This window comes from Aureimonas sp. AU40 (assembly GCF_001463785.1).
Lineage (GTDB): Bacteria > Pseudomonadota > Alphaproteobacteria > Rhizobiales > Rhizobiaceae > Aureimonas.
On sequence record NZ_BBWL01000025.1, the window covers coordinates 17014 to 42938 of the forward strand.

Here is a 25925-nt window from a genome sequence, read left to right on the forward strand (position 1 = left end):
GGGGACCCATGATCCTGTCCGCCCTCGCATCCACCGTCTCGGCCTCCGCGATCGAACGCGGCTCCGCTGCCGCTCCGGCGTCCGCCGCCGCGTCGTCGGCCGGCGCTGCCGACTTCGCCGATCTCGTTTCGGCAAAGCAAGCGGCCGGCGCCGCCGAGGCGGCGCGGGACGAGGTGGCCCGGTTTCACCACCAGACCTCACATAGCGGCCAGCTGGAGCCCCTGCAGCGGTTCGAAAGCTTCGTTCTGCGCTCCTTCGTGGAGAGCATGTTGCCGCAGCAGAACACGAGCTTCTTCGGCACGGGCACGGCCGGTCAGATCTGGAAGTCCATGCTGGCCGAGCGCATCGGCGACGAGATGGCCGCCTCGGGAGGCATCGGCATCGCCGACATGCTGGAAAAGCGCGAAACCGGCGCGGCCGCGGCCGCCAAGCCTTGAGAGAAATGCCGCCCGGCTCCGGGCGGCGAAGCGAACACGCGGCATGGCCGCATCACCAAGGGATAAGGTCAAGTGGAAGCGGTTCTGTCTCAAGCCATCAACCGGTTGGAATCCGTTCTCGCGGGGGAGAGCCTGGCGCTGCGTTCGGGCGATAGCACGGGCCTTGGCGACATCAGCAATCGCAAGAACCAGAGCCTGCTCGAACTCACGCGCATCTCACGCGGCATCGAGCCGGCCGCCCTCAGCGAGGAGATGCGCGCCAAGCTCGGCGTCCTGCGCGAACGCCTCGGCGACAACAGCCGCCTTCTGCAGATCCATATCGAGGCCACAGCCGAGGTCGCCGAGGTCATCACCCGCGCGATGGCAGCAGCCGAGTCGGACGGCACCTACAGCAACAGCGTGTCGGGAGCCTGGACCGCCAAATGATCAAGCTTCTCGGGATCGGCGTCTGGGTGATGTTCGTCACTCTGGGCGCCGGCTACGCCATGGCGACGCTGAGCGGCGGAGGCACGGCCGACGCGCCCAAGCAGCCGACCTATTTCGAAGGGCTCGACTACAAGAAGACCAACAGCATCGCCGTGCCGTTGATCTCGGACAACGCGATCCAGGGCTATGTCCTGGCGCGCTTCGTCTACACGATCGACGGCAAGCTCGCCGCGACACTGGCCGTGCCGCCGGACCCGATCATTCTCGACGAGGCCTTTCGCGCGGTCTATTCGGTCTCGGGCTTCGACTTCAAGAACCCGGAGCGCTACGACCTCGCCTCGCTTCTCTCCTCCATCAAGGAAACCGTGAACAAGCGCTACGGCCAGAAGGTCGTGGAGGACGTGATGGTGGACCAGTTCGACTTCCTGCCCAAGAGCCAGATGCCCGGCGACACCGGCGGCGACCTCGCCAAGGGGCAGATCGAAAAGGCCAAGCAGGACCACAAGTCCTGAGCCTGGAACATTATCCGGCGGCAGAGCGGACACGCTTCTCCACTGGATGATGCGGCCAAACCGAGGACCTGGAGCTTGCCTGTCGGAATCGGGCTCACCCCATCGGCTCCAGCCGGACTTTACGTTGCATAAACCCTGTTTTGCTAGGGTTCCCTCATGGCGCGTCCGGTCCATCACGGCCGACGCCCGTTCGTATGGAGACCGGTGGTGATCTCGACCCTTCTGAACTATCGGCTCTACACGAACAACATGGCCCAGACGCTGGAGCGCCTGTCGAGCCAGACCGACGTCAAGCGCGACAAGGCCTATTACGACGAGCATATCGGCAAGGTCACGACGGTCGACCAGTTCATGGGCGACTACAAGCTCTATTCCTATGCCTTGAAGGCCTATGGACTGGAGGACCAGATCTCCGCCAAGGGTATGATCCGCAAGGTGCTGCAGAGTGACCTGACGGATTCCACGAGCTTTGCCAACAAGCTGTCCGACCAGCGCTACCGCGACTTCGCCGCCGCCTTCAGCTTCGGCGCCGGCACGGCGACGACCGCCCAGTCCACCTCGCAGACCGAGCGTCTGGTGGAAGCCTATGCCGAGCGCGTGGACAAGTCCGCGCCGGCAGCGGCCAAGGCGACGGGCTACTACTCCGATAACATCGGCTCCATCACTTCGGTCGATGATTTCGTCGCCGATCGCGGTCTGCTCGACGTGGCGCTGCGCGCCTCCGGCTTCGCCGATCCGAGTTCGATCTCTTCGGACTATGCCGCCTCCGTTCTGAAAGGCGATGTCGCGAACGGGGATTCAGCCTGGGCGACGCTGCGCACGCAGTTCTCGGCCGACCCGGCGACGAGCGGCGCGCAGCGGACCTGGATTCCGCAGACAGTCAAAATGGCGTCGAACACTGTTTATACCTACAATGGCGTGACCGGAAACGCGACGAGCCCGCAGGCCAAGCAAGCCGACATCGACTATCTCCACGCCTTTTTTTCCAGCAGCAACTCGACCCAGACCGTGTCCGCCTTCACGAGCGACGATCGCCTGCTGAAGATCGCCATGACCGCGATGGGGTCGGACATCACCTATGCCGCCAGCGCGGCGGCAAGCTACATCACGGACCCGTCCACGATTCCAAGCTCGGTTTCCAGCGTCGAGCAGGCGCGGTTCCAGACCCTGCACGACGCGCTGAATGCTCAGAGTGGCGGCGCCCTGAGCCCGACGACAGCCGGCCTTCAGCAGATCGAGACCGGCTACGGCAACAACTACCAGACCGCCTTCAACAAGTCGGTGAACTTCGACACGACCGAGTTCAAGGCCAAGCTCACGGATATCAAATCCGTCACCGATCTCATGTCGACGTCGGAAGATGGCAAGCGCCGCACCCTGAACTACGCCCTTAAGGCGTTCGGCATTGATCCCGCGACCGCGAGCCTCACCAAGATCCGTGCCGTCCTGACCAGCGATCCGAGCGATCCCAACAGCTATGTCGCCAAGCTGAAAGACGACCGCTACACCCAGCTCGCCGCCGCCTTCAACTTCGACGCCAACGGCAAGCTGCGGGCCGAGCGCCTCGTCCAGTCCGTCTCCGGCCAGACCAAGACCGGCACGCTCTATGCCGCGACATTCGCCACGCCCATCAGCGCGGCCAAGAAGGCCGAAATCACCGCCGACACCAAGACCTATCTTGCCTCGATCGGGTCGGCCGTCACGATCGACGATTTCGTGAAGGACCAGAAGGCGGTGCAGTTTGCGCTCACTGCCTATGGCGTGAAGAACAAAGACCTTTCCACCGCCGACCTGAAGAAGATCCTCACCAGCGATCTTGGGGACCCCAAAAGCTACGCCAACACGCAGACCGACAAGGCCATCGCCAAGTTCGCCGCGGCCTTCAACTTCGAGACCGACGGCAGCGTGCGCGAAGCCGCCTCTGGCGCTCAGTCGAGCGGCGACAAGCTGGCGACCGACAATCTCTACGTCCTGCAGAAGATGGAAGAGAAGGCTGGGGACACGAGCGAGGGAACGCGTCTTGCGCTCTACTTCCTGCGCAAGGCGCCGGGGCTGACCAGCGTCTATGGTGTCCTGGCGGACAAGGCGCTCTATCAGGTGGTGCGCACGGCGCTGAACCTGCCCGAGGGCATGGTGAACATGGATGTCGATCAGCAGGCTTCGCTTATCAAGAAGAAGCTGAATGTCGATGATTTCGACGACCCCAAGAAGCTGGACAAGTTCGTCGCCCGCTTTGCCGGCATGTATGACGCCACCAGTAGCGACGGGTCGTCCAATCCGGTGCTGCAGCTCTTCGGCGGCTCGTCCAACGGTGGCACGAACATTCTAAACTTCCTCTAAGGCCAACCCTGCGACCTCTAGCCGGGCCACCGAATCCCTGATCTGGGGAACAAGTCGGGATGGCCAAGCGTCCTGTTCGGAAGAGCAAGGGAGCTTCGCCATGAGCGACAACGAACCGAACCGACTGAAGGACACGCGTCTCGACGCCGATGTCAGCGTTCTCGGCGACGACCGTGGCGGCGAGCCAAAGGTCTCGCGCGTCGGCGGCGCGCCGGCGCCTGACGCGCCATCGGGGCTCGCCGAAAACCTGTCGGACGGCGGGGCACGTCCCGGGGGCGGCAGCGGCGAGGACGAGATCGCCCGTGCGCGCGCGGCAAGCGAAGCGCAGCGCGACGTCGTGGACCGTTTCGGCAAAGGCTGACAGGCCCGCTCCGATCGCTCGGAAATCGTCATGACGAGATCGCCCGGCTTCCTGCGAGCTGGGCGAAATCATGTCCGGGCTTTCCCGAAAGAGGGGAGGGACGCGGCTTGGATTCGGAGCCCGCGCGGTGCGATTGGCGATCCCCGCCTTTCGCTTCGTCGAAAAATCGTTAGAAAGCCGGGACAAGGCCGAGCATCGGCTCGCCTTATCCGCTTTGCATCCCGATCTTTCGCAGGGTTCAGCCGCCTATGAGCAACGACATCTTCATCCGCGAGGTGAACGAGGAGCTTCGCCAGGAGCGGGTCCGCGCCTTGTGGATTCGCTACGGGCGGATCGCTCTCGCTCTCGCGGTTCTGATCGTGCTTGCCGTCGGCGGATACGTGCTCTGGCAGCATCACCAGCAGGGTCTTCAGGCGGCCGATGGTGACCGCCTGCTCGCCGCCACCTCGCTTTTGGAAGACGGGAAGACGCAGGAAGGCCGGGCGATCCTGGAAACCCTGTCGCAAAGCGGCGTCGCGAGCTATCCCGCGCTGGCGCGCATGCGCCTGGCCCAGCTCGACCTCGCCACCGAACCCGCCAAGGCAATCGCCGGCTTCGACGCGATCGCCGGGGATGCGGGTGTGGCGCAGGACCTGCGCGACATGGCGGCCCTGCGTGCGGCCTATGTGCTGGTCGACAACGGCTCGCTCGCCGACGTGCGCGCCCGCGCCGAGCGGCTGGCGACCGACGGCGAGCCGCTGCGCTACGGCGCGCGCGAGGCCATCGGCCTCGCGGCCTGGAAGGCCGGCGACTACGAGTCGGCGCGGGGCTTCTTCACGCAGCTTCAGGAAGATTTCGGCACGCCCGCCGGCATCAAGCGCCGCGCCGGCCTGATGGTGGAACTCATCGAGGCCGAGCATGGCCCGAAGGGCGGCACCGCGCCCGCCGCTGCGACTCCCGCCGCCACGGCTGCTCCGGATGCGGCTGAGGTGAGCGAAACGCCCGCCGCGCCCGAACCCGCTGCGCCTGCACCCGTGCCGACCTCCGCGACGCCCGAGCCCGCCGCCGCGCCGACACCGGCCGCGCCTGCGACGGAGCCGGCCCCGGCCACGCCTGCCGCCAACCAGCCCCCGGCTTGATTTTCCGAAGGAGCGAGACCCAGCCATGGTGACGATCGCCATCATCGGACGGCCGAATGTCGGCAAGTCCACGCTCTTCAACCGCTTGGTCGGCCGCAAGCTCGCGCTGGTGGACGACCGTCCCGGGGTCACGCGCGACCGGCGCGAGGGCGAAGCGACGCTCCAGGATCTGGAGTTTCGCGTCATCGATACGGCCGGCCTCGAAGAGGCCACAGCCGATTCGCTTCAAGGGCGCATGCGCGCCCAGACCGAGCGCGCCATCGACGATGCCGATCTTTCGCTCTTCGTGGTGGACTCCAAAAGCGGCATGACCCCGCAGGACGAGGTCTTCGGCGAGCTTCTGCGAAAGCGCAACAAGCCGGTCGTGCTGGTGGCCAACAAGTCGGAAGCGCGGGGCTCGGACGCCGGATTCTACGATTCCTATTCGCTCGGCCTCGGTCAGCCCGTCGCCATCTCGGCCGAGCATGGCGAGGGCATGGCGGACCTGCGCGACGCCATCGTCGAAAAGCTGGGACGGGAGGCCTTCCGGGGCTGGCAGGAGGACGAGGCGGACATCGAGAGCACGGTGGAGTTCGACGCCGACGGCGAGCCCATCAACAGCTACGACGCCACCAAGCCGCTCAACATCGCCATCGTCGGCCGGCCCAATGCGGGCAAGTCCACTCTGGTGAACCGCTTTCTCGGCGACGACCGGCTGCTGACCGGCCCGGAAGCCGGCATCACGCGCGATTCGATTTCCGTGGAATGGGAATGGCGCGGCCGGCGCATCAAGATGTTCGACACGGCCGGCCTGCGCCGCCGTGCGCGCGTCGAGGAGAAGCTGGAAAAGCTGTCGGTCGCCGACGCGCTGCGCGCCATGCGCTATGCCGAAGTCGTGATCATCGTCCTCGACGTCACCGTGCCGTTCGAGAAGCAGGACCTGTCGATCGCCGATCTGATCTCGCGCGAAGGCCGCGCGCCGGTCCTGGCCTTCAACAAGTGGGATCTCGTGGAGGATCGGCAGGCCGTGCTGGCGGACCTGCGCGAGAAGACCGATCGCCTCCTGCCGCAGATGCGCGGCGTGAAGGCCGTCACGGTCTCGGGCGAGACCGGCGACGGGCTGGATCGCCTGATGAAGGCGGTTACCGAAACGCACGAGATCTGGAACAAGCGCGTCTCGACCGCCAAGCTCAACCAATGGCTGGAGCGGATGGTGTCGCATCACCCGCCTCCGGCCGTGGCGGGCCGCCGCGTGAACATCAAGTACATCACGCAGGTGAAGACGCGCCCGCCGACCTTCATCCTGTCCACGTCCCGGCCCGAGGCCGTGGGCACGGCCTATATGCGCTATCTCATCAATGGCCTGCGCGATCAGTTCGGCCTCACCGGCATCCCGATCCGCATCACCATGCGCAAGTCGGAGAACCCCTTCGCGCACAAGGCGCGCAAATTCTAAAGGCCGCTTCGGTTCGGCGCGTGGGGCGAGGGTCCCGCGCGCCTGGACGCCGCTCGGCTCCGACCCGGCAACGCCATGCCGGCGGGCATTAACCGTCCGCTAAGGTTAATAAGAGATGTTCGGCTTTCCAAGGACACTCCGGGAAGCCGACGATGGCCGTTCACGCTCGATCGAGACTTCAGGGCAGCGCCCCGCGCCGAAATGGTGCCCGCGCGCGCGCCCGTCTTCTCGCCTCGCTGCCGCTCGCCCTCGCGGTGCTGCCCCTTTTCCCTGCCGCGATTGCCATGCCGCCGGTACCAACGCAGGCGGAACTCCAGGCAAGCCTTCCGCCCGAGATGGCCGATCTCTCGGCCTTCGCCGAGGACGGCGACGATCTGGATTCGAGCGCGCTCGCCGGACCCCTCTACATCAAGGACCCCGTGGCGCGGATTCCCGCCAAGAGGGGAGGGCGCGTCGCTCCGACGCCGCTTGCCACCGTGCAGGCCAAGTTCGCGGCCGGGCGACTCGTCGATCCCGCCGGCCTCCTCCAAGCCGGGATCGCGCTGGGCGACGAGAATCTGCGCGCGGCCTTCGCCGCACCCGATAGCTCGGGCGGCGCCGTGCTGGTCGCGGAAAGTTTCGCGCCGCCGCTTGCGCCCGAAAGCCCGAAGGGACAAATCGCCGCGCCCAAGCCGGACGCGTTGCGGGCCATTGCCGCTTTGGCGCCCACCCCGTCATCCAACGACGTCGCCGGCTCAAGCGTCGCGGCCTATGCCGGCACCCCGCGGCCCGGCGTGTCGAACCTGTTCGACGCGGTTCTCGGGCCCTCGCGAGGCTTCATTCCGCCCAAGGGCGAAAACGACCATTCCTGGGTCGCGACGCCCCTCCCGGCCTCCTCCTATACCGAGGAGCAGCAGACCTGCCTCGCCAAGGCGATCTATTTCGAGGCGCGCGGGGAAACGGAACAGGGCCAGGGGGCGGTCGCACAGGTCGTCCTCAACCGGGTGCGCAATCCCGCCTATCCCAAAACGATCTGTGGCGTCGTCTACCAGAACCAGGACTGGTTCGGCCGCTGCCAGTTCTCCTTCGCCTGCGACGGCATCAAGGACGTCATCTGGAATCGCCCGGCCTATGCCCTGGCCGAGCGAATCGCCCGGCAGGCGACCAATGGCGAGATCTGGATTCCCGAAGTCGGCTCGGCGACCCATTACCACGCGACCTATGTCCACCCGCGCTGGGCCAAGACCATGGAAAAGGTCGACAAGATCGGCCTTCACATCTTCTACCGGACCTTCGGCGGGGGCTGGCGTTAGCCGGCCCTCTCGGTTTTGGACGCTGCGGTGTATGTTCGCGCGAGTGACGCTTTCGGCGGCGAACACGCAAACTTGAACCGCCTTTGTTTCGCCATGCGGCGGGCGGACAGATCGGCCGGATGGACGAATGACGATGAGCGAGCCTGAGCCTCGAAGCGAAGCGGATCTGGAGGCGGATCGCCGCAAATTGAAGGAGCGGATCGACCGGCTGAAAGCCGCGACGGCCGAGCCGGTGGTGCCGGAGGGTGGCCAGGGCAGCATGCAGGGCATGGCCCAGGGCCTCAAGATCGCCAGCGAATTCATCGCGGGCATCATGGTCGGCGGGGCCATCGGTTACGGGATCGACCGTCTATTCGGGGTGTCTCCCTTCGGTCTCATCGTCTTCCTCATGCTGGGCTTCGCCGCCGGCGTTCTCAACGTGGTGCGGTCCGCCAGCGGCGAGAAGGACCCGACCGAACGTCGCTAGCGGAGCGATCGTTCGGAAAGCAAAGGTGCATTTCGACGTCAGGGAGTTGCGAAGCGCGGTTCGGGACGCTATGGCAGTCTCGCTCTCCGAGGGCTCCGCATCAAGAGGACCAGACGTTTTGGCGAACGATCCGCTTCACCAGTTCCAGATTTCTCGGCTCGTTCCGATCGAGATCGGCGGCCTTGATCTGTCGTTCACCAACTCCTCGCTGTTCATGGTCGCGACCGTGGCGGTGGCGACGGGCTTCCTTTACTGGTCGACCCGGGGACGTGGCCTAGTCCCGAACCGCGCGCAGTCGGTGTCCGAACTCTCCTACGAGTTCATCGCCAAGATGCTGCGCGACGCGACGGGCTCGCACGGGATGCAGTTCTTCCCGTTCGTGTTCTCGCTCTTCATGTTCATCCTGGTGGCCAACCTCATCGGGATGTTCCCCTACTTCTTCACCGTCACCAGCCATCTGATCGTCACCTTCGCGCTTGCGTTGCTGGTGATCGGCACGGTCGTGGTCTACGGCATCCGCAAGAACGGCCTCGGCTGGTTCAAGGTCTTCGTTCCCTCCGGCGTTCCGGGGGCGGTCCTGCCCTTCGTGGTGCTGATCGAGTTGATCTCGTTCCTTTCGCGCCCGATCTCGCTCTCTGTTCGTCTTTTCGCCAACATGCTGGCCGGTCACATCACGCTAAAGGTCTTCGCAGGCTTCGTGGTCTCGATGGGCAGCATGGGCGCGCTCGGCTTCCTCGGCGCTCTCCTGCCGCTCGTCATGACGGTGGGCATCACGGCGCTGGAGTTCCTGGTTGCCTTCCTGCAGGCCTATGTCTTCGCGATCCTGACCTGCATGTACCTCAACGACGCGGTTCACGTTCACCACTGACCGCTCTCCCCCTTTCGCGGACGCATGGCGCCGCGGATCCTACCCCCGCACGATCCAACCAAAGGAGTTCCCATGGACGCGGAAGCTGCACGTTACATCGGCGCTGGTCTCGCTTGCTTCGGCATGGCCGGCACCGCTCTCGCGCTCGGCAACATCTTCTCGAGCTTCCTCACGGGCGCCCTGCGCAACCCGTCGGCAGCCGATGGCCAGTTCGGTCGTCTCGTGTTCGGCTTCGCCGTGACGGAAGCTCTGGGCATTTTCTCGCTCCTGATCGCGCTCCTGCTGCTCTTCGTCTAAGCAGGTCGCATAAGGGATTGTGCAGCCGGCCGCCCCTGCTGGGGCGGCCGGACCCGTATCATCGGAGTCCGACATGTTCGTCACTCAGGCTTTCGCCCAGGTCCAATCGCCAGATGCAGGTCCGACCCTGATGGAAACACCCGTTCCGCCCACGGGCGAAGCGATCTCCGTGGAGCCCGGTCACCACGAGGAAGCCGGCTTTCCGCCGATGAACCCCGAGTTCTTCGCGTCGCAGATCCTGTGGCTCGCGATCACCTTCGGCGTGTTCTACTACGTCCTGTCGAAGACGATCGTGCCGCGCATCTCCACGGTTCTGGAGAATCGCCGCGAGCGCATCGCCCTCGATCTCCAAGCCGCCGAGCGCATGCGCCTCGACGCCGACGAGGCACAGGCCGCCTATGAGCAGGAACTCGCGTCCGCTCGCAAGAATTCCGCCCGCATCGCCACGGAAGCCCGCGACAAGGCGCGCGCCGATGCCGATGCGCAGCGCAAGACCATCGAGGCCGAACTCGACGGTCGCCTCGAAAGCGCCCAGGCTCGCATTGCCGAGGTGAAGATGCGCGCGCTCGCCGATGTCGGCACGATCGCCGAAGATGCGGCCGAAGCCATTCTCAACGACATTGCCGGCCTCGGCGTGTCGCGCGAGGACGTCTCCCACGCCGTCCGTTCCGTTCGTTCCTAAAAGGGCGTCGCCATGGCTTTCGACAATACGTTCTGGGCTCTCGTCGGCCTCATCCTCTTCCTGGCGCTGATCGCCTATCTCAAGGCGCCCTCGATCATGGCGAAGGCGCTCGACAAGCGCGCCGCGCAGATCCGCAACGAGATCGACGAAGCGCGCGAGCTGAAGGAAGAGGCCAAGCAGCAACTGGCCGAATACCAGCGCCGCCGCCGCGAGGCGGAGAGCGAGGCGCAGGAAATCCTCGCCGTCGCGCAGCGCGAGGCGCAGGGCATCGTCGCCGAGGCCCGCGCCAAGAGCGAAGACTACGTTGCCCGTCGCACGCAGGTCGCCGAGCAGAAGATCAAGCAGGCGGAGATCGAGGCCGTGTCCGAAGTCCGCGCTCGCGCGGTGGACATCGCCATCGAGGCGGCAACGCGCGTCATGACCGAGCGCAATGTCGGCGCCGACCCGCGCATCACCGACCAGTCGATCGCCGAAGTGCGCCGTCGTCTGAACTGATCCGCACCAATAGCTCTTGTATAAGACGAAGGCCGGCTGAAAAGCCGGCCTTTTTCGTTTGTCTGCGGAATGCCGGGAAGCGGCAAATCGGGAAGTGTGCCAACCCGCACCGATGCGATGGGGTTTGCACATGGGAGATGGCACGAGTGGGGCCTCGCCTAACCGTCCGACTCGCCTGCCAGCATGAGGGCTCGCACCGGCCCGAAGCTGCGCCGGTGATGCGGGCCAACGCCATGCTCGGCGAGCGCGGCGCGATGGGCGACCGTGGGATAGCCCATGTGGCGGCTGAAACCGTAGCGCGGGTCGCTCGCGCAAAGCGTGGTCATCAGCCGATCTCGCATGACTTTGGCGACGATCGAGGCCGCTGCGATCGACAGGCAGAGCGCATCTCCGCCGATCACCGCCGACCCGGCGCAGGGAAGGCCCGGCGGCACGTCGCGACCGTCGATCAAAGCGTGATCGGGCCTGCTGGGAAGGGCAAACAGCGCGCGTCGCATGGCGAGAAACGTCGCTTGCCGGATGTTGAGCCGATCGATCTCGGCGGCACTGGCGCTGCCGAGGCCTACCTCGGCCATATCGAGGATCGCATCGAACAGGCGCTCGCGCTCGCGCGCGCCAAGCTTTTTAGAATCGTCCAGCCCTTCGGGAATGTGCTCGACGCGCAGAATCACCGCGCCGGCGACGACCGGTCCGGCGAGCGGACCGCGCCCGGCCTCGTCCACGCCGGCCACGCAGTGGACGCCATTCTGCAGAAGGGCGGCCTCGCGCGCAAAATCCGGGCCGGGATGCGGCGCGGCACGTCGGGCAGGGCGAGGGGGAAGGGGTGGAGAATCGGAGGAACGGCGAGCCATGGTGCGGCGAGACTCGCGCATTCTCCGATTCTCCTCAAGGCTCGCGAGCCGGGTGCGGACGGCGGGCGAGCGATCCGGCGTCGGGGACAAACGCCGGAACTGGTGCGGGCAGAACCCGAATGATTTGGCGAACCGGCGGGGTAGACATAGTGCCAGCATCGATCTGGCTGATCCGGTTCCCTCAGAGCGTCTTCATCGATGAGGAGACACGCCCCGCATCAACTGAAAGCCCGCCTGTTGCCCGCGAACGAAAGTCTGTGTTCTTCCGCTCGCGGGCTTCGGTCGTCTCTCAGAGCAGCGACAGCTGGACGCCAGCGCCCTTGGGCGCCCTGAACAGGTCGGTGCGCAACTGGGTGCGCTCGAGGTTCAAGTCGAAGCGCCGGGCCGCCATTTCGAACCGATGCTTGATCTGCATGGCGTAGGGACCCTTGCCGGTCATCCGCTTGTTCCATTCCGCGTCATAGTCCTTACCGCCGCGCATAGAGCGCAGGAGCGACAGGACATGCCGGTAGCGATCGGGATAGTGCTGCAGCAGCCATTCCTTGAAGAGCGGCGCGACCTCCAGCGGCAGGCGCAGAAGAACGTAGCCGACCTCGCGAGCGCCCGCTTCCGCCGCCGCTTCCAGAAGCCGCTCGATCTCCGAATCCGTCAGGCCCGGGATGATCGGCGCCGTCATCACCATGGTCGGCACGCCGGCCTTGGTGAGTTCGCGAACTGCTTCCAGGCGCTTGGAGGGCGTCGCGGCGCGCGGCTCCATGGTGCGGGCGAGGCGTCGGTCGAGCGTCGTCACCGAGATCGCGACCTTGGCGAGGCCCTTGGCCGCCATGCGCGAGAGAATATCGAGATCGCGCAGCACCAGAGCGGACTTCGTCACGATGCCGACCGGATGGTTGGCGGCCTCCAGCACTTCCAGCATGTCGCGCATGATGCGGCGCTCGCGCTCGATCGGCTGGTAAGGATCGGTATTGGTGCCGATCGCGATGGCCTTCGGCTCGTAGCCGGCGCGGCCGATCTCCTCCTCCAGAAGCTCCGCAGCGTTCGGCTTGGCAAAGAGCTTAGTCTCGAAATCGAGCCCCGGCGACAGGCCGACATAGCTGTGCGTCGGCCGTGCGAAGCAATAGATGCAGCCGTGCTCGCAGCCGCGATAGGGGTTCACCGACCGGTCGAAGGAAATGTCGGGGGAGGTGTTGCGGGTGATGACCGTGCGGGCCATCTCCGTCTGCACTTCGGTCTTGAAGCTCGGCAACTCGTCCATCGTCGCCCAGCCATCGTCGAAGACGGAGCGAGAGAAAGGCTCGAAGCGGCCCGTCGGGTTGATGCCCGCCGCGCGGCCGCGCCGACGCTCGAAGCCGATGCGAAGGCCGGACTGCGCCACGACATGATGCGCCATGTCGATGCCTTCACGGCCGGTCAGACCCAGGCGGTCGGTTCTCTCGAGGCTGCGGATCTCGGACATGGGACAAGCTTCCCTGTGGCTGCTCTCGTTGTGACCATAGTCCTATTCATCATATGAGAACATTACAAGAACAAAATTGCGTATCCGTGCCGCTCTGGTCAGCGCGCTTCGGCTCGGTTAAGCCGGTTCCATGCTGAGCGTCCTTGTTTTCGATGCCGAAGACCCGCAGGAACTGACCCTGACCCTGTCCTCGCTGGTAACCGGCGTGGTCGAGGGTGTGCTGCGCGATGTCGTGGTCGTGGACCCCAGCGGCCAGGAGGTTCTGGACGTCGCGGACCATGCGGGTTGCTCGGTGCGCTCGCTGGCCGAGTTGCGCCAGTCGGCCGCGACGCTGAAGGGGGAGTGGGTGCTGGTGTTGCGTGCGGGCAGCCGCTTGCCCGGAAGCTGGCCGGAGCGCGCGGTGCATCACATCGAAAACCAGTTGCGCGAGAAGGCACCGAGAGGCGGCCGCTTCGTGCTGCCCGTGGGGGATCGCGCGGGGTGGCGACGCTGGTTCGCCGGAAGGCCCAGCGCGCGGCTGGTTCCGAAAGCGCATCTGGCGAAGCGTCTGGCGGCGGGAGTCGCGATCGACAGGGCCGCCGATGGGCTGCCCAGCGAGCGGCTGCGCAAGCGCGACGACTGAACGCCTCGCCTTGCCTCAGCCGATGGAGGAGCGGAGACGGCTGGCCTTCAGGCTGCCGCGCCGCCTTTGCGCCTCAGATGTTCGTCCAGGCGCGGCATGATCTCGACGAAGTTGCAGGGCTTGTGCCGGTAGTCGAGCTGGGGCTTTAGGATATGGTCCCACGCGTCGCAGCAGGCTCCGGGCGAGCCGGGCAGGACGAAGACGAAGGTCGCGTTCACCACCCCGCCCGTGGCGCGGGACTGGATGGTCGATACGCCGATCGTCTCGAAGGAGACGCGGTGGAACACGGCTGAGAACCCGTCCATGCGCTTTTCGAAGATCGGCTCCAGCGCCTCCGGCGTCACGTCGCGGCCGGTGAAGCCCGTGCCGCCCGTCGTGATGACGACGTCCACCTCCGGGTCCCTGGACCAGCCGAGCACGGTCTCGCGAATGGCGTCCCGATCGTCCGGCACGATGGCGCGCGCGGCGAGGCGATGGCCGGCTTCGCTGAGGCGCGCGGCCAGCGTATCGCCGGAGCGATCATCCTCCGCTTTGCGCGTGTCGGACACGGTAAGGACGGCGATGCCGAGCGGAAGAAAGAGGCGGTCAGGGGCGCTCATGGCCGGTCTCCAATCGGATCGACGCCGGTGGAGGCGATCCACCAGCCGGGATGGCGCGCGCGCAGCCGCACGGCCGCCTGCTCGGCCTGCGCCCCGTTCTCGAACAGGGCGAAGACGGTGGCGCCGGAGCCGGACATGCGGTGAAACAGCGGCTCTTCTGCGCGCAAGGCGTCGCACACGGCGGCAATGGCGGGCACGATGTGCCGCGCCGGGGCCTCCAGATCGTTGCGCGTGCCTGCGAGATAGTCGACCAAGGCGGCGAGGTCGATAAAGCCGTCCTCGGGCAGGGGAGGCAGAGGCGGGTTGTCGCGCCGCTCCAACCCGGCGAAGGCGGTGGGCGTGGAGACGGGCGCGCCGCAATTGACCAGCAAGAGACCGAAGCCCGGCAGGCGCGGGACGGCGGCCGCGATCTCGCCGACGCCGCGCACGCGGGCCGCCCGGCCGGACAGGCACATCGGAACGTCCGCGCCGAGCGCGAGGCATTCCGTGGCCAGAGCGGGCTGGATGGCGGGCCAGATCGCGCCGAGCATGCGCAGAAGCGCGGCGGCGTCCGCCGAGCCGCCACCAATGCCCGATGCGAGCGGCAGATTCTTTTGCAGATGGATGTGGAGGGGAGGAAGCGCGAGGCCGAGGCCGGCGGCACCGACGCGCGCCAGATCCAGGGCGCGCAGAACGAGATTGCCCCGGTCGAGCGGCAGGCCGCTCGCGAACGGGCCGTCGATCGTCAGCCGATCCTCGTGTGAGGGCGCCAGCGTGAGCCGGTCCCCTTCGCGGGCGAAGACCACGAGACTGTCGAGGTCGTGATAGCCGTTCTCGCGCCGCCCTGTGACATGCAGCGCGAGATTGATCTTGGCAGGCGCCAGCGCTGCCCGATGCAGCGCCGGAGCGGATGGCTCCAGAAGGTCCACCGCTTCAGCGTCAGTTCGGGCGGACGGCTGCCGGCGCCTCGTTGGCGGCGCGCTGCGCGTCCGTGTCGGGCGCGACCTCGCCCGGCTTGGTGGGCGCTTCCGGCCCGAGTCCCTCGGCCAGCTTACGCTTGATGGTTTCCACCACGTTCGGCTCGGGCTTGGGCTCGCCGATCAGCGCGCGGTTCCACTGGAAGCGCGCCTCGCGCGTGCGACCGACGCGCCAATAGGCATCGCCCAGATGGTCGTTGATCGTCGGATCGGCGGGCGTCAGCAGAATGGCGCGCTCCAGCTGCTCCACCGCGTCGGGGTAACGGCCAAGGCGATAATAGGCCCAGCCCAGCGAATCGATGATGTAGCCGTCGTTCGGCCTGAGATCGACGGCGGTGCGGATCATCTGCAGCCCCTCGTCGAGGTTGCGGTTCATGTCCACCCAGCTATAGCCGAGATAATTCAGGACCTGCGGCTGGTCGGGCGAAAGCTCCAGCGCTTTCTTGAACTCCGGCTCCGCCTTGTCCCACTGCTTCAGCCGCTCGAAGGCGATGCCGCGCTGGAAATGTATGTTCCAGAGCGTGGACGAATCCTTGGGCGCCAGCTCCAGCGCGCGGTCGAGCAGCGGCACGGCCTCGGCAAAGGATTTGTCGGCCGAGAGAATGTCGGCAAAAGCGAGATGCGCCTGCAAATCGTTGGGATAGTCGCTGACGGCCTTGCGAAGATGGGTCTTGGCGTCGTCCTTGCGGTCGGCCTGCCAGAGATCGAGGCCCATCTGCAGCTCGGCGGTCCGCCGGTAGGGCGAGGTCTTGGGGATCTGCTCGTAATAGGAGAGGGCGAGGTCGATCTGCTGCGTGCGATCGGCGACGCCGGCCATGGCGGTCAGGAGCTTGGGATCGACCGTCGGCGACACGGCCTTGGCGAACTGGAAATAGAGAAGGGCGACGTCCTGCCCATCTCCCCGGTTGATCGCCTGTCCGAGGATGTAGAGCGTCTCGGCCGCCCCGTCCTGCGCGTTCTCGATCGGCGGCGCCACCTTCTTGCCGGCCTCGACTTCGGCGCGCAGCTGCGTCAGCGGGTCGTAGCCCGGCGCGAGCTCCAGGCCCTTATCGATCGCGGCGAGCGCGTCGGCCTTCTTGCCGGCGCGCGCTTCCAGCCGCCCGAGCGCTTCGGCGCTGGCGAGGAAGGCGTCGACGGAGGTCTGCGCCGAGGCCTGATCGGAGATCACGCTGTTCAGCGCCGTGCGCGCGGCGGGCAGATTGCCCGACAGGCCGGCGAGAAGGCCGGTCTGATACTGGTTGAACACCGCGAACCAGGACGCGCCCGACAACGCGTTGACGCGGGCGAGCGCATCCTTGGAGCGCCCGGCGCCAAGCTCGGCCCAGGCCGAGAGATGGCCGACCAGAAGTGTGTCGAGGTCGCTCGTGTCGTCGAGCTTCAGCTGGCTGATCGCGGCGTCGAAGCGGCTGGCGCGCAGCGCGTCGAGGCCCAGCGCGATGTGCGCGACCTTGCCGACGTCCTCGTTGTTGGCGAGCTTCGCGGCGAGCTTGACGCCCTCGGCAAAGCGCCCGTCCGCCAGATAGGCGAACATGGCTTCCTGCTGCAGCGTCTCGGAGGTCGGGTCGAGCGACAGCGCCTTTTCGTAATATTGGGCGGCGACGTCGGGCTGGCGGTTCTCGCGTGCCTGCTTGGCCGCGAGATAGGCGCCCGACAGCGAGTTCACCTCAATCGGGCCCTTGGACACCACGACCGGGGCCGGCTTGGTCGGCTTCGCCTGCGCTCCGGCCGCGCCGATCGCCAACATCGAGGCCGCAAGCGTCGCTGAGAGAGCGATCCGCGAAATGCGCGATGTATCCAACGTCGAATTCCTTTGCGAAGGGCGGGAGCGGCCCGGAACGGCCGGCGTGGCTCCGGCGAAGCCGCCGCGGCCGACAAGCGTCAGGCGCCGACCAGTTCCCTTGTCAATCCAGCTTGTTCATTTTGGGGCCGTGCGCAAGAGCAGGGGCGAAACGCCGCTCAAGAAATCCGGTCGATGCTGAACTCCACCACCGCTTCCAGCGCGTCGCGCACCGGGCCCGCCGGCATGGCGGCCAGCGCCTGGGAGGCGAGGCGGCCTTCGTCACGGGCGCGCTGTTTGGTCGCTTCCAGCGCGCCGTGGCGCTCCATCAGCTGGCGCGCGCGGGCAAGCGCCGTGTCGTCGTTGCGCCCGTCTTCCATGGCCTCGCGCCAGAAGGCGCGCTCGGCCTCGTCGCCCGCCGCATGGGCGAGGATGACGGGAAGCGTGATCTTGCCCTCGCGGAAATCGTCGCCGACATTCTTGCCGAGATCGCTGGCCGAGCCGCCATAGTCGAGAACGTCGTCCACCAGCTGGAAGGCCATGCCGAGATGCATGCCATAGGCGCGCATGGCGCGCGCGGCGTCCTCGCCGGCCTCGGCGATCACCGGTCCGACCTCGGCGGCGGCGGCGAAGAGTTCCGCCGTCTTGGCACCGATCACCGCGCGGTAGTCGGCCTCGGTGGTGGTCATCTTCTTGGCAGCGGAGAGCTGCCAGACTTCGCCCTCGGCGATCACGGCCGAGGCGTTCGAGAGAATGGCGAGCGCGCGCATCGAGCCGACCTCGACCATGGTCTTGAAGGCCTGTCCGAGCAGGAAGTCGCCCACCAGAACGCTCGCCTGGTTGCCCCAGATGGTGCGCGCCGTCTTGCGGCCGCGCCGAAGGTCGCTCTCGTCCACCACGTCGTCGTGCAGAAGCGTGGCGGTGTGGAGGAACTCGACGCTGGCGGCGAGCTTCACATGGCCTTCGCCCTCGTAGCCGAAGAGGAGGGCCGAGGCGATGGTGAGCATCGGGCGCAGGCGCTTGCCGCCCGAGGAGATCAGGTGTTCGGCGATCTGCGGGATCAGTTCGACATTCGATCCCGCCATGGCGAAGATCATGTCGTTGACGCGGTTCATGTCGGCGCGCGTCAGACCGAGGATCGGATCGATCGAGGCGACTGGCCTTTTCGTACCCACGGGGCTGGCTAGGCTCACGACAATTCTCCATTCGGTTGCCGGGGCAATAGCGGGGCGGGGGGCCAGCGGCAAGAGCGAATGGAGCGACAAGTTCCGCCGCAGGGTGAAAGAGGCCCCCGGCGGCCCTTGCGGCGCGCCCCGGTTTCGCGCCAAGTCGGATCATGATCGAACTCGTGCGCTCCAACGACCCGGTGCTTCTGTCCTTTCTCTCCGCCCTCCTGAAGGATGCCGGGATCGCCCATTTCGTGGCCGATGGTCACATGAGCATCCTGGACGGCTCCATCGGCGCCATTCCGCGCCGCCTTCTTGTGGAGGAGGACGGGATCGAGGAGGCGCGCCGCCTCCTGCGCGACGCGGAACTCGGCCATGAACTCTCCGACACCCGCTGAGGCTACGGCGACCGAACCCGGCTTTGCGGGAGACACGTCGAAGGACGCCTTTCTCGGCGGCGCCTTCCATCTCCTCCAGCCCCGGCGCAGCGGCTTCCGCGCCGGGCATGACGCGCTGCTTCTGGCGGCCGCCGTGCCGCGCGAGGCCGGCGGGCTGGCGCTCGACATGGGCAGCGGCGCGGGGGCGGTTGCCTTTGCCAGCGCCAGCCGCGCTCGGGGCCTGTCCCTGATCCTCGCCGAACGCAGCCCCGACATGGCGCATCTGGCGCGGGCAAGCCTTGCCCTGCCCGAGAATCGCGCCCTGGCTGATCGGCTGAAGGTGGTGGAAGTCGATCTTCTTAGCCCCCGCCCGGCGCGCGAGGCGGCGGGCCTGCCGGACGGCGGCTTCGACCGCATTCTCTCCAACCCGCCTTTCCATCCCGCCGGCGGGCGCGTTTCGCCGGACGCCCTTCGCGGGGCTGCCAAATCCTTGCCCGAGCCCGGCTTTCTCGGCCGCTGGCTGGCGGTGGCGGGCGCCTTGGCAAGGCATGGCGCGCCGCTGGCGCTGATCGTGCGGCCGGACAATCTCGGCGAGATCCTCCAGGGCGCGGAGGGGCGCTTCGGCGCGATCGCGCTTTGCCCGGTGCAGTCGTCGGCGGAAGCGCCCGCCATCCGGCTTCTCGTCTCGGCGGTTCGCGGCTCTCGCGCGCCCCTACGCATCCTGCCGGCACTGGTCCTGGACGAGGTGCTGCGGGGAGCGATCTCACGCGGCGAGGTCGATCTCTCCGTTTCGTGACGCAAGCGCTTTGCGTGGGCCCGCGCGCCTTCCTACATGGGGTCTCACTCAATGCGACCCGAGGTTTCCCCCGTGCCCAGCCGCCTGAAGAAGCTCCTACCCAAGCGCTTTCGTTCCGAGGAGCTCGTGGTTCCCGTGGTGCGCCTTCAGGGCGTCATCATGGCCGGCGCCTCCGGGCCGTTCCGCCAGTCCATCTCTCTCGCCTCGGTCGCCCCGCTCCTGGAGCGTGCCTTCGCGATGAAGGATGCGCCGGCGGTCGCCATTTCGGTCAACTCGCCGGGCGGCTCGCCGGTGCAGTCTCGTCTCGTGTTCCAGCGCATCCGCGATCTCGCCGAGGAAAAGCGCAAGCACGTCATCGTCGCCTGCGAAGACGTGGCCGCGTCGGGCGGCTACATGATCGCCTGCGCGGGCGACGAGATCGTGGCCGATCCCTCGACGGTGGTGGGCTCGATCGGCGTCGTGTCCGGCGGCTTCGGCTTCGTGGAGCTGATCCGCAAGATCGGGGTGGAGCGGCGCGTCCACACGGCCGGGCAGAACAAGGCGACGCTCGACCCGTTCCGGCCCGAGCGGCCGGAGGACGTGGAACATCTGAAAGCCCTCCAGCTCGACGTCCACAAGACCTTCATCGACCTCGTGAAATCCCGGCGCTGCGCCAAGCTCGCCGACGATCCCGATCTCTTCACCGGCCTGTTCTGGTCGGGCACGCGCGGGCTCGATCTCGGGCTGGTGGATCGCTTGAGCGATCTGCGCACCGTTCTGCACGGGCACTATGGCGACAAGGTCAAGCTGCAGCTGATCGGCCCCAAGCGGGGCCTGTTCGGCCTGCGGGGCGGCGGCGCGTCGAGCCGGCTCGGCGGCGGCCTCGATCTGTCGCAGATCGGCGCGGGGCTGGGGTCCGGCCTGGTGGAGGCGGCGGAGGAGCGTGCGCTTTGGGCGCGCTACGGGCTCTGAGCCGAGAGGCCGGCGCCTTGCCTTTGCCGGGATTGGGAAGGACAGTCGGGATGGACGAACCATGGCGGATCTGATGCCCATCCTGCTTTTCGGCCTTGTCGGCGCGGCGGCCTATTTCGGATACCAGCAGATGCAGCGCGATGCCGCGCGCGTGTCGGAGCGCAACCGGCGCTCCGAGGCGGAAATGCGCACCGGCGCGCAAGGGACTCTGGTGCGGGACGAAGACGGCGTGTTTCGCCTCAGGCGGGACTGATCGCGCCGGGTGAAGCCCGTGTTCTGAGTGTGAGGCTTGACCCCTCCGGCGGCTCCGTGGCAACTCGCCCCCAAAGAGACGGCCCCGATCGCGGATCGGAGGGCCGCCATGCTGGTCAGCCGGAAAGGTGCCCCATGTCCGACCTCGCCCCCCACATGCGGCCCGAACGCTCGTTCCAGGGCTTGATCCTGGCTTTGCATCGCTATTGGGCCGATTACGGCTGCGTCGTTCTGCAGCCCTACGACATGGAAGTCGGCGCGGGCACGTTCCATCCCGCCACCACGCTGCGCGCGCTCGGACCCCGGCCGTGGAACGCGGCCTATGTGCAGCCCTCGCGCCGACCAAAGGACGGGCGCTATGGCGAGAACCCGAACCGGCTCCAGCATTACTACCAGTATCAGGTGCTTCTGAAGCCCAACCCGTCCAACCTGCAAGAGCTTTATCTCGGCTCGCTGAAGGCGATCGGCATCGACACCGCGCTGCACGACATCCGCTTCGTCGAGGACGACTGGGAGTCGCCGACGCTAGGCGCCTGGGGCCTTGGCTGGGAATGCTGGTGCGACGGGATGGAGGTCTCGCAGTTCACTTATTTCCAGCAGGTCTGCGGCATCGAATGCGCGCCCGTGGCGGGCGAGCTGACCTATGGCCTGGAACGCCTCGCCATGTATGTGCAGAACGTCGACAACGTCTACGACCTCAACTTCAACGGCCGCGAGGGCGACGAGAAGGTCACCTATGGCGACGTGTTCCTGCAGGCCGAGCAGGAATATTCCCGGCACAATTTCGAGTTCGCCAACACGCAGACGCTCTTGCGCCATTTCGAGGACGCGGAGGCCGAGTGCCGCGCCCTGCTCGACGCTGGCGCGCCGGGCGCGGGCGCCAATCAGGCCCTGCACAAATGCGTCTTCCCCGCCTATGACCAGGCGATCAAGGCGAGCCATGTCTTCAATCTGCTCGACGCGCGCGGCGTCATCTCGGTGACGGAGCGCCAGAGCTACATCCTGCGCGTTCGCACGCTGGCGAAAGCCTGCGGCGAGGCCTTCCTCCTGACCGATGCCGGCGGCATCAACTGGAAGGCCGTCGCCTGACGTTGGCCTCCCCTTCGAAGGGGAGGGGACAGAATAAAAAAGGGCGGCCCCGAGAGGCCGCCCTTTTCGTTTGATGGTGATCCGGCTCAGCCCAGCTTGGCCAGGAGCTCGGCGGTCGGCCAGCCGTCCGGCGCCATGCCGTGCTTCTGCTGCTCGGTCGCCACCGCAGCGCGGGTGTTGGCGCCCAGAATTCCGTCCACCTTGCCGACATCGTAGCCTAGCGAGACGAGGCGCTGCTGCAGCCGCTTCATGCCCTCGCCGTCGAGGCCGGGCTGCGGCTTGCCGGCGTCCACCTCCGGACCGCCCGCCAACCGCGTGCCGAAATAGCCGGCGGTCAGCGAATAGGTCAGTGAGTTGTTCCACTTGAGGTAAATGTCGAAGTTCGGGAAGGCGAGGAAGGCCGGGCCGCCCTTGCCCTGCGGCAGGATGATGGAGGCCATCATGCCGTCGCGCTCCAGCGGCGTTCCGTCGGACTTGGTGACGCCGAGCTTGGCGAACTCGGAACGCGGCTCCTTGTTGACCAGCGCCGCGCGGTCGTAGGGGAAGTTCGCCGGCATGCGGATGGCTTCCAGCCAGGGCTCGCCCTTGCGCCAGCCCATGGACTGGATGAACTTGCCGGTGGTCATCAACACGTCCGGCACGTCGGTCAGGAGGTTGATCTGGCCGTTGCCGTCCTCGTCCGTTCCGAAGGCGATGTAGTCCTCCGGCAGGATCTGCGTCTGCCCGAGCTCGCCGGCCCAGGCGCCCTTCATCTGGTCGGGCCGGAGATAGCCGCGATCCACCAGCTCGATCGCCGAGATCAGGTGCGGGCGGAAAATCTCCGGGCGACGGCAGTCATGGGCCAGGGTCGCCAGCGCCGAGAGCGTGTCGAAATCGCCTAGCACCGCGCCGTAATCGGTCTCAAGGCCCCAGAAGCTCGTGATGACGGCGGCCGGCACGCCGGTCTTGCTCTCTACGTCGCGGAAGGTCGAGGCGTATTTCTGGATATTGGCCTTGCCGCGCGCCAGCCGATCCTTGTTGACCATGCGGCCCTGGAACCGCAGCCATTCCTGCTGGAACACGCCCTGTCCGCGATCGCGCGCCAGGACCTTCTCGTCCTGGCGGACATTGGCCAAAGCCCGGTCGACGCCACTTTTCGACAGGCCCTTGGCCTCGGCCTCGGCCCGCACGCCCTGAAGGAACCCGTTCCAGTCCCCGCCGCATTGCGCGCTCTGCGCCGCGGCCGAGCCGACGCCGGCCAGAAGCAAGGTGGAGGCGAGAAGCACATGTCTGAACGAAGAGGTCATGGCGGGTCCGTTTCGGGAGGAGAATGCGCCCGGCCTAACAGACAAACTGCGGCGCTTTGAAGAAGGCGGTTCAGGAAGCGGGACGATGGGCCTTGAGCCAGGCCTGCCAGTCAGCCTTCGTGCCGGCGAAGGCGTTGCGGTCCACCTCGCCCTCGACGCCCGGCACGGTGCCGGTCGCCGTCCATTGCCAGAAGCGCCAGTCGCGGCCGGGATAGTTCTCGCTGGGATGGTCCTTCACACCGCGCAGCCAGAACTGGTGCTTGGGGAACGTGCCCTCCAGCCGGTCGCGGTGAATATCGATCGGCGCGTAGATGATGGGCCGGACGCCGTAGTAGCGCTCGACGGCGTTCAGAAACGCGGTCATCTCCCGCACCATCTCCTCGCGCGGCGGGCGGCGGGTGCAGGTCGGCGAATCCGGCGTCCACTCGACATCGAGCACCGGGGGGAGGGCGTCCGGGTCACGCGGTACGTTGGCGATGAACCAGCGCGCCTGCTCGATGCCCGGCCGGCACCAATAGAAGAAGTGGTAGGCGCCGCGCGGCACGCCGGCGGCCTTGGCGTATTTCCAGTTGCGCAGGAAGGAGGAGTCGACGCGGTCGCCGCCCTCGGTCGATTTCAGATAGGCGAAGGCCACGCCGCCGCTGCGCGCCGCGTCCCAATCCACGTCGCCCTGGTATTTCGACACGTCGATGCCGTGGACGGGATAGTGCTCGGGTTTCGAGCCGGCAATCGGTGTCAGGCCGAGTTCGGTCGCGTCGAGCGAGACGGAGCGGCAGCTGGAGAGAGCAAGGCAGGCGAGAGCCAGGAGGGCGAGGCTGCGGCAGGCTAGGTGCCGCCGCCCGAACGGCAGACCGAATGGGGTCGTCCCGCCTTCAACCCGCATCGTGCCGCTCCCGTCCCGCCTCGTTCTGCGGCGGCAAACTGAGGATCGGACCTTACGCCGGGCTGTTCCTTACGCAGTCTCACCGATTGGTGAGCCGGCTTTAATGTGATCGCTGTAATGCAGCGTGATCGGTTTTTGGGCGAACCGAATGGGATTTGGCTCGTTCAGTGTGCAGCAGACCAACAACAGGAAGACCTCAGATGAAGACGATCTCTCTTGCTCTCGGCGCCGCTGCTCTTCTGGCGCTGTCGGCCTGCTCCGACAACAAAAGCAGCACGTCCACTCCTGCGGCAAGCACGACGGCTCCGGCCACGACGACCGCTCCCGCCACCGGAACCACCACGACGCCGGCCACGGGTACGACGGGCACTACCGGAATGACCGCCACGCCGGGCGCAACCGGCACCACCGGCACGTCGGGCACGACCACGACGCCGTAACCCATCTCAGCCTTCGGGCGCGTGGGCTCGCTCCACGCCAAACCGGGCTCGCGCCATCAGCGCGGGCCCTTTTTCGTGACGCAAGGCCGGCTTTCCCTGCACGCTTTCGCTGTTGCGAAATTCCTGGCTGCGATAAGATGCCGACTCGGGCGCTCCTGCGGCGCGACGGAAACGGAAAGACCATGTCGATCTATTCGAGCCTCGCGCAACTCGTGCGGGATCTCGCCGCCAGCGGTGCGGCCACCGTCGAAGCCCTGGTGGAGCGTATCCGCTCGGCCTTCGCGGCCGACCGTGAAACGCGCAATCGCGTCGCCTTTTCCGTCGCCATGATCGCGCTTTCGGCCAAGATGGCCAAGGCCGACGGCGTCGTCAGTCAGAATGAGATCAATGCCTTCCGCCGGATCTTTGCGATTCCGCCCGAAGAAGTGCGCAACGTCTTCCGGCTCTACGACCTCGCCAAGCAGGACACGGCAGGCTTCGAAGCCTATGCGCTGCGCATGCGCTCGCTCTGCGGCAGCGAGCAGCGGGACTGCGCGCTTCTGACCGACGTTCTCGACGGCCTGTTCCATATCGCGGGCGCGGACGGATTCGTGCACGAGCGGGAGATGAGCTTCCTGCACCGCGTCGCCGAACTCTTCGACATCAGCGAGCGCGAGTTTGAGCGCCTCAAGGCGCGCCATGTCGTGGGCGGCGAGACGGGCGCCTATGCCGTGCTGGGCGTCGAGCCGACCGACAGCGTTGAGACGATCCGCCGCCGCTATCTCGAACTGGTCAAGGAGAACCATCCCGACCGGCTCGTGGCGCGCGGCGTTCCGCAGGAATTCATGGCGATCGCCACCGAGCGTATGAAGGCGATCAACGCGGCCTGGGCAACGGTCGGCAAGCTGGCGCCCGCGGAATGAAGGCGGACACGCCGCTCGTCTCCCGGCTCGTCCCCTCTCCCAACCAGAACGGCCGACGCGGTGTCGCTGGCCCCGATATCCTCCTCCTCCATTACACCGGGATGCGCAGCGGCGAAGCGGCGCTGGCGCGCCTGACCGACCCCGCCAGCGAAGTTTCCTCCCACTATGTCGTCGAGGAAGACGGCGAGATTTTGCAACTCGTTCCCGAGGCGCAGCGCGCCTGGCATGCGGGGAGGGGAAGCTGGCAAGGCCACACCGACATCAACTCGCGCTCGATCGGCATCGAGATCGTCAATCCCGGACACGAGCACGGCTACCGCCCGTTTCCTCAACGGCAGATCGAGGCGGTGATCGAATTGTGTAGAGATTGTGGCGAGAGATGGAAAATCGCGCCACATTTGGTGCTGGCTCATTCCGATATCGCGCCCGATCGGAAGGAAGACCCCGGCGAGTTGTTCCCTTGGGATCAACTTTTTCAAGCGGGCGTCGGTGTTTGGTGCACGACCAATATTAAGGAAAACGAAGTTTTGCTCTGCGAAGGGGATCGCGGAGCGGAGGTGGAGGCCTACCAGAGCCATCTCGTGGCCTATGGTTACGGCCTGCGAATCGACGGCATCTTCGGGGATGAGACCCGGTTCGTGACAGCGGCCTTCCAGCGCCACTTCCGGCCACGCCAAGTCAATGGCCGGGCCGATCGCGAGACCGTCGAAATCCTTCGAACTTTGGTTCAACTGGTCTGATCTGGGCGTTGCAAACGCTCTAGCCAGAGCTTGGTTCAAGCGCGTTTTGTTTC

30 protein-coding genes are annotated in these 25925 nt (G+C 66.5%); 21 read left to right on the top strand and 9 right to left on the bottom strand.

Annotated features, from left to right (window positions below; all coding sequences use genetic code 11):
• Nucleotides 1-8 precede the first annotated feature (8 nt).
• From AUL32_RS07925 to AUL32_RS07985, 13 genes are all read left to right on the top strand, one after another.
• Entirely contained in the window at nt 9-437 is a 429-nt protein-coding gene (locus tag AUL32_RS07925) for a rod-binding protein (RefSeq protein WP_062113464.1), read from the top strand.
• A gap of 72 nt (nt 438-509) precedes the next feature.
• Nucleotides 510-863: a hypothetical protein gene (locus AUL32_RS07930; RefSeq protein ID WP_062113467.1), complete on the top strand. Its 354-nt coding sequence runs from the start codon at nt 510-512 to the stop codon at nt 861-863.
• Nucleotides 860-1375 carry a hypothetical protein gene (locus AUL32_RS07935; RefSeq protein ID WP_061976802.1) on the top strand — a complete coding sequence of 172 codons (516 nt, stop codon included), beginning with the start codon at nt 860-862 and terminating at the stop codon, nt 1373-1375. Before AUL32_RS07930 ends, AUL32_RS07935 begins: the two co-directional genes overlap by 4 nt.
• Nucleotides 1376-1582: 207 nt before the next feature.
• On the top strand, nt 1583-3715 hold the full coding sequence (locus tag AUL32_RS07940; RefSeq protein ID WP_062113470.1) for a DUF1217 domain-containing protein: 2133 nt from the start codon (nt 1583-1585) through the stop codon (nt 3713-3715).
• 100 nt (nt 3716-3815) lie between these two features.
• Nucleotides 3816-4076 (top strand): hypothetical protein, encoded by a 261-nt coding sequence (locus tag AUL32_RS07945; RefSeq protein ID WP_062113473.1) that lies wholly within the window; start codon nt 3816-3818, stop codon nt 4074-4076.
• 248 nt (nt 4077-4324) lie between these two features.
• Nucleotides 4325-5194 (top strand): tetratricopeptide repeat protein, encoded by an 870-nt coding sequence (locus AUL32_RS07950; protein WP_062113476.1) that lies wholly within the window; start codon nt 4325-4327, stop codon nt 5192-5194.
• 25 nt (nt 5195-5219) lie between these two features.
• Nucleotides 5220-6629 carry a ribosome biogenesis GTPase Der gene (der, locus tag AUL32_RS07955; RefSeq protein ID WP_062113479.1) on the top strand — a complete coding sequence of 470 codons (1410 nt, stop codon included), beginning with the start codon at nt 5220-5222 and terminating at the stop codon, nt 6627-6629.
• A gap of 152 nt (nt 6630-6781) precedes the next feature.
• Nucleotides 6782-7921 carry a cell wall hydrolase gene (locus AUL32_RS07960; RefSeq protein ID WP_062113482.1) on the top strand — a complete coding sequence of 380 codons (1140 nt, stop codon included), beginning with the start codon at nt 6782-6784 and terminating at the stop codon, nt 7919-7921.
• A 127-nt stretch (nt 7922-8048) separates the two neighbouring features.
• The gene (locus AUL32_RS07965; RefSeq protein ID WP_062113485.1) at nt 8049-8387 is read left to right on the top strand and encodes an AtpZ/AtpI family protein; all 339 of its coding nucleotides are present in this window, start codon (nt 8049-8051) and stop codon (nt 8385-8387) included.
• A gap of 118 nt (nt 8388-8505) precedes the next feature.
• Nucleotides 8506-9255: a F0F1 ATP synthase subunit A gene (locus tag AUL32_RS07970; protein ID WP_062113488.1), complete on the top strand. Its 750-nt coding sequence runs from the start codon at nt 8506-8508 to the stop codon at nt 9253-9255.
• Between the two features lie 72 nt (nt 9256-9327).
• On the top strand, nt 9328-9552 hold the full coding sequence (locus AUL32_RS07975; RefSeq protein ID WP_019996925.1) for a F0F1 ATP synthase subunit C: 225 nt from the start codon (nt 9328-9330) through the stop codon (nt 9550-9552).
• 73 nt (nt 9553-9625) lie between these two features.
• Nucleotides 9626-10234 (top strand): F0F1 ATP synthase subunit B, encoded by a 609-nt coding sequence (locus tag AUL32_RS07980; RefSeq protein ID WP_062113491.1) that lies wholly within the window; start codon nt 9626-9628, stop codon nt 10232-10234.
• Between the two features lie 12 nt (nt 10235-10246).
• A complete protein-coding gene (locus AUL32_RS07985) occupies nt 10247-10729 on the top strand; it encodes a F0F1 ATP synthase subunit B (protein ID WP_061976793.1) in 483 nt (160 codons plus the stop codon).
• A 158-nt stretch (nt 10730-10887) separates the two neighbouring features.
• On the opposite strand, the gene AUL32_RS07990 is transcribed toward AUL32_RS07985, so the two are convergent.
• Together AUL32_RS07990 and AUL32_RS07995 are read right to left on the bottom strand one after the other, a co-directional pair.
• Nucleotides 10888-11601: a ribonuclease HII gene (locus AUL32_RS07990; protein WP_062113493.1), complete on the bottom strand. Its 714-nt coding sequence runs from the start codon at nt 11599-11601 to the stop codon at nt 10888-10890.
• A 268-nt stretch (nt 11602-11869) separates the two neighbouring features.
• Entirely contained in the window at nt 11870-12970 is a 1101-nt protein-coding gene (locus AUL32_RS07995) for a PA0069 family radical SAM protein (protein ID WP_062113574.1), read from the bottom strand.
• 196 nt (nt 12971-13166) lie between these two features.
• Between AUL32_RS07995 and AUL32_RS08000 the strand changes: the two genes are divergently transcribed.
• Entirely contained in the window at nt 13167-13658 is a 492-nt protein-coding gene (locus AUL32_RS08000) for a hypothetical protein (RefSeq protein ID WP_062113496.1), read from the top strand.
• Between the two features lie 47 nt (nt 13659-13705).
• Here the strand turns inward: AUL32_RS08000 and moaB are convergent, their stop codons facing one another.
• The 4 genes from moaB to AUL32_RS08020 all read right to left on the bottom strand — a co-directional run bounded on the left by moaB (nt 13706) and on the right by AUL32_RS08020 (nt 18183).
• A complete protein-coding gene (moaB, locus tag AUL32_RS08005) occupies nt 13706-14257 on the bottom strand; it encodes a molybdenum cofactor biosynthesis protein B (protein ID WP_062113498.1) in 552 nt (183 codons plus the stop codon).
• On the bottom strand, nt 14254-15165 hold the full coding sequence (locus AUL32_RS08010; protein ID WP_062113501.1) for a 4-(cytidine 5'-diphospho)-2-C-methyl-D-erythritol kinase: 912 nt from the start codon (nt 15163-15165) through the stop codon (nt 14254-14256). Before AUL32_RS08010 ends, moaB begins: the two co-directional genes overlap by 4 nt.
• Nucleotides 15166-15175: 10 nt before the next feature.
• The gene (locus tag AUL32_RS08015) at nt 15176-17011 is read right to left on the bottom strand and encodes a tetratricopeptide repeat protein (RefSeq protein ID WP_062113504.1); all 1836 of its coding nucleotides are present in this window, start codon (nt 17009-17011) and stop codon (nt 15176-15178) included.
• Nucleotides 17012-17169: 158 nt separating this feature from the next.
• Entirely contained in the window at nt 17170-18183 is a 1014-nt protein-coding gene (locus AUL32_RS08020; protein WP_374700936.1) for a polyprenyl synthetase family protein, read from the bottom strand.
• Between the two features lie 143 nt (nt 18184-18326).
• Here AUL32_RS08020 and AUL32_RS08025 point away from each other — a divergent pair, with 143 nt between their 5' ends.
• From AUL32_RS08025 to AUL32_RS08045, 5 genes are all read left to right on the top strand, one after another.
• Nucleotides 18327-18554, top strand: coding sequence for a putative signal transducing protein (locus AUL32_RS08025; protein WP_061976788.1), 228 nt, complete (start codon nt 18327-18329; stop codon nt 18552-18554).
• On the top strand, nt 18532-19329 hold the full coding sequence (locus AUL32_RS08030; protein ID WP_062113507.1) for a tRNA1(Val) (adenine(37)-N6)-methyltransferase: 798 nt from the start codon (nt 18532-18534) through the stop codon (nt 19327-19329). Before AUL32_RS08025 ends, AUL32_RS08030 begins: the two co-directional genes overlap by 23 nt.
• Before the next feature lie 72 nt (nt 19330-19401).
• Nucleotides 19402-20280, top strand: coding sequence for a S49 family peptidase (locus AUL32_RS08035; protein WP_156421369.1), 879 nt, complete (start codon nt 19402-19404; stop codon nt 20278-20280).
• A 61-nt stretch (nt 20281-20341) separates the two neighbouring features.
• Complete coding sequence (locus AUL32_RS08040; RefSeq protein ID WP_061976785.1) at nt 20342-20533, top strand: hypothetical protein; 192 nt, start codon at nt 20342-20344, stop codon at nt 20531-20533.
• A 155-nt stretch (nt 20534-20688) separates the two neighbouring features.
• Complete coding sequence (locus AUL32_RS08045; protein WP_374700937.1) at nt 20689-21621, top strand: glycine--tRNA ligase subunit alpha; 933 nt, start codon at nt 20689-20691, stop codon at nt 21619-21621.
• Between the two features lie 86 nt (nt 21622-21707).
• On the opposite strand, the gene AUL32_RS08050 is transcribed toward AUL32_RS08045, so the two are convergent.
• The 3 genes from AUL32_RS08050 to AUL32_RS08060 all read right to left on the bottom strand — a co-directional run bounded on the left by AUL32_RS08050 (nt 21708) and on the right by AUL32_RS08060 (nt 24235).
• Nucleotides 21708-22907 carry a lytic murein transglycosylase gene (locus AUL32_RS08050; RefSeq protein ID WP_062113513.1) on the bottom strand — a complete coding sequence of 400 codons (1200 nt, stop codon included), beginning with the start codon at nt 22905-22907 and terminating at the stop codon, nt 21708-21710.
• Between the two features lie 70 nt (nt 22908-22977).
• Nucleotides 22978-23790 (bottom strand): glycoside hydrolase family 25 protein, encoded by an 813-nt coding sequence (locus AUL32_RS08055; RefSeq protein ID WP_244497724.1) that lies wholly within the window; start codon nt 23788-23790, stop codon nt 22978-22980.
• Between the two features lie 196 nt (nt 23791-23986).
• Complete coding sequence (locus AUL32_RS08060; protein WP_061976781.1) at nt 23987-24235, bottom strand: hypothetical protein; 249 nt, start codon at nt 24233-24235, stop codon at nt 23987-23989.
• A gap of 177 nt (nt 24236-24412) precedes the next feature.
• Here AUL32_RS08060 and AUL32_RS08065 point away from each other — a divergent pair, with 177 nt between their 5' ends.
• Together AUL32_RS08065 and AUL32_RS08070 are read left to right on the top strand one after the other, a co-directional pair.
• Complete coding sequence (locus AUL32_RS08065) at nt 24413-25132, top strand: J domain-containing protein (protein ID WP_061977880.1); 720 nt, start codon at nt 24413-24415, stop codon at nt 25130-25132.
• Nucleotides 25129-25872 (top strand): N-acetylmuramoyl-L-alanine amidase, encoded by a 744-nt coding sequence (locus AUL32_RS08070; RefSeq protein WP_062113515.1) that lies wholly within the window; start codon nt 25129-25131, stop codon nt 25870-25872. Before AUL32_RS08065 ends, AUL32_RS08070 begins: the two co-directional genes overlap by 4 nt.
• Nucleotides 25873-25925: the final 53 nt, after the last annotated feature.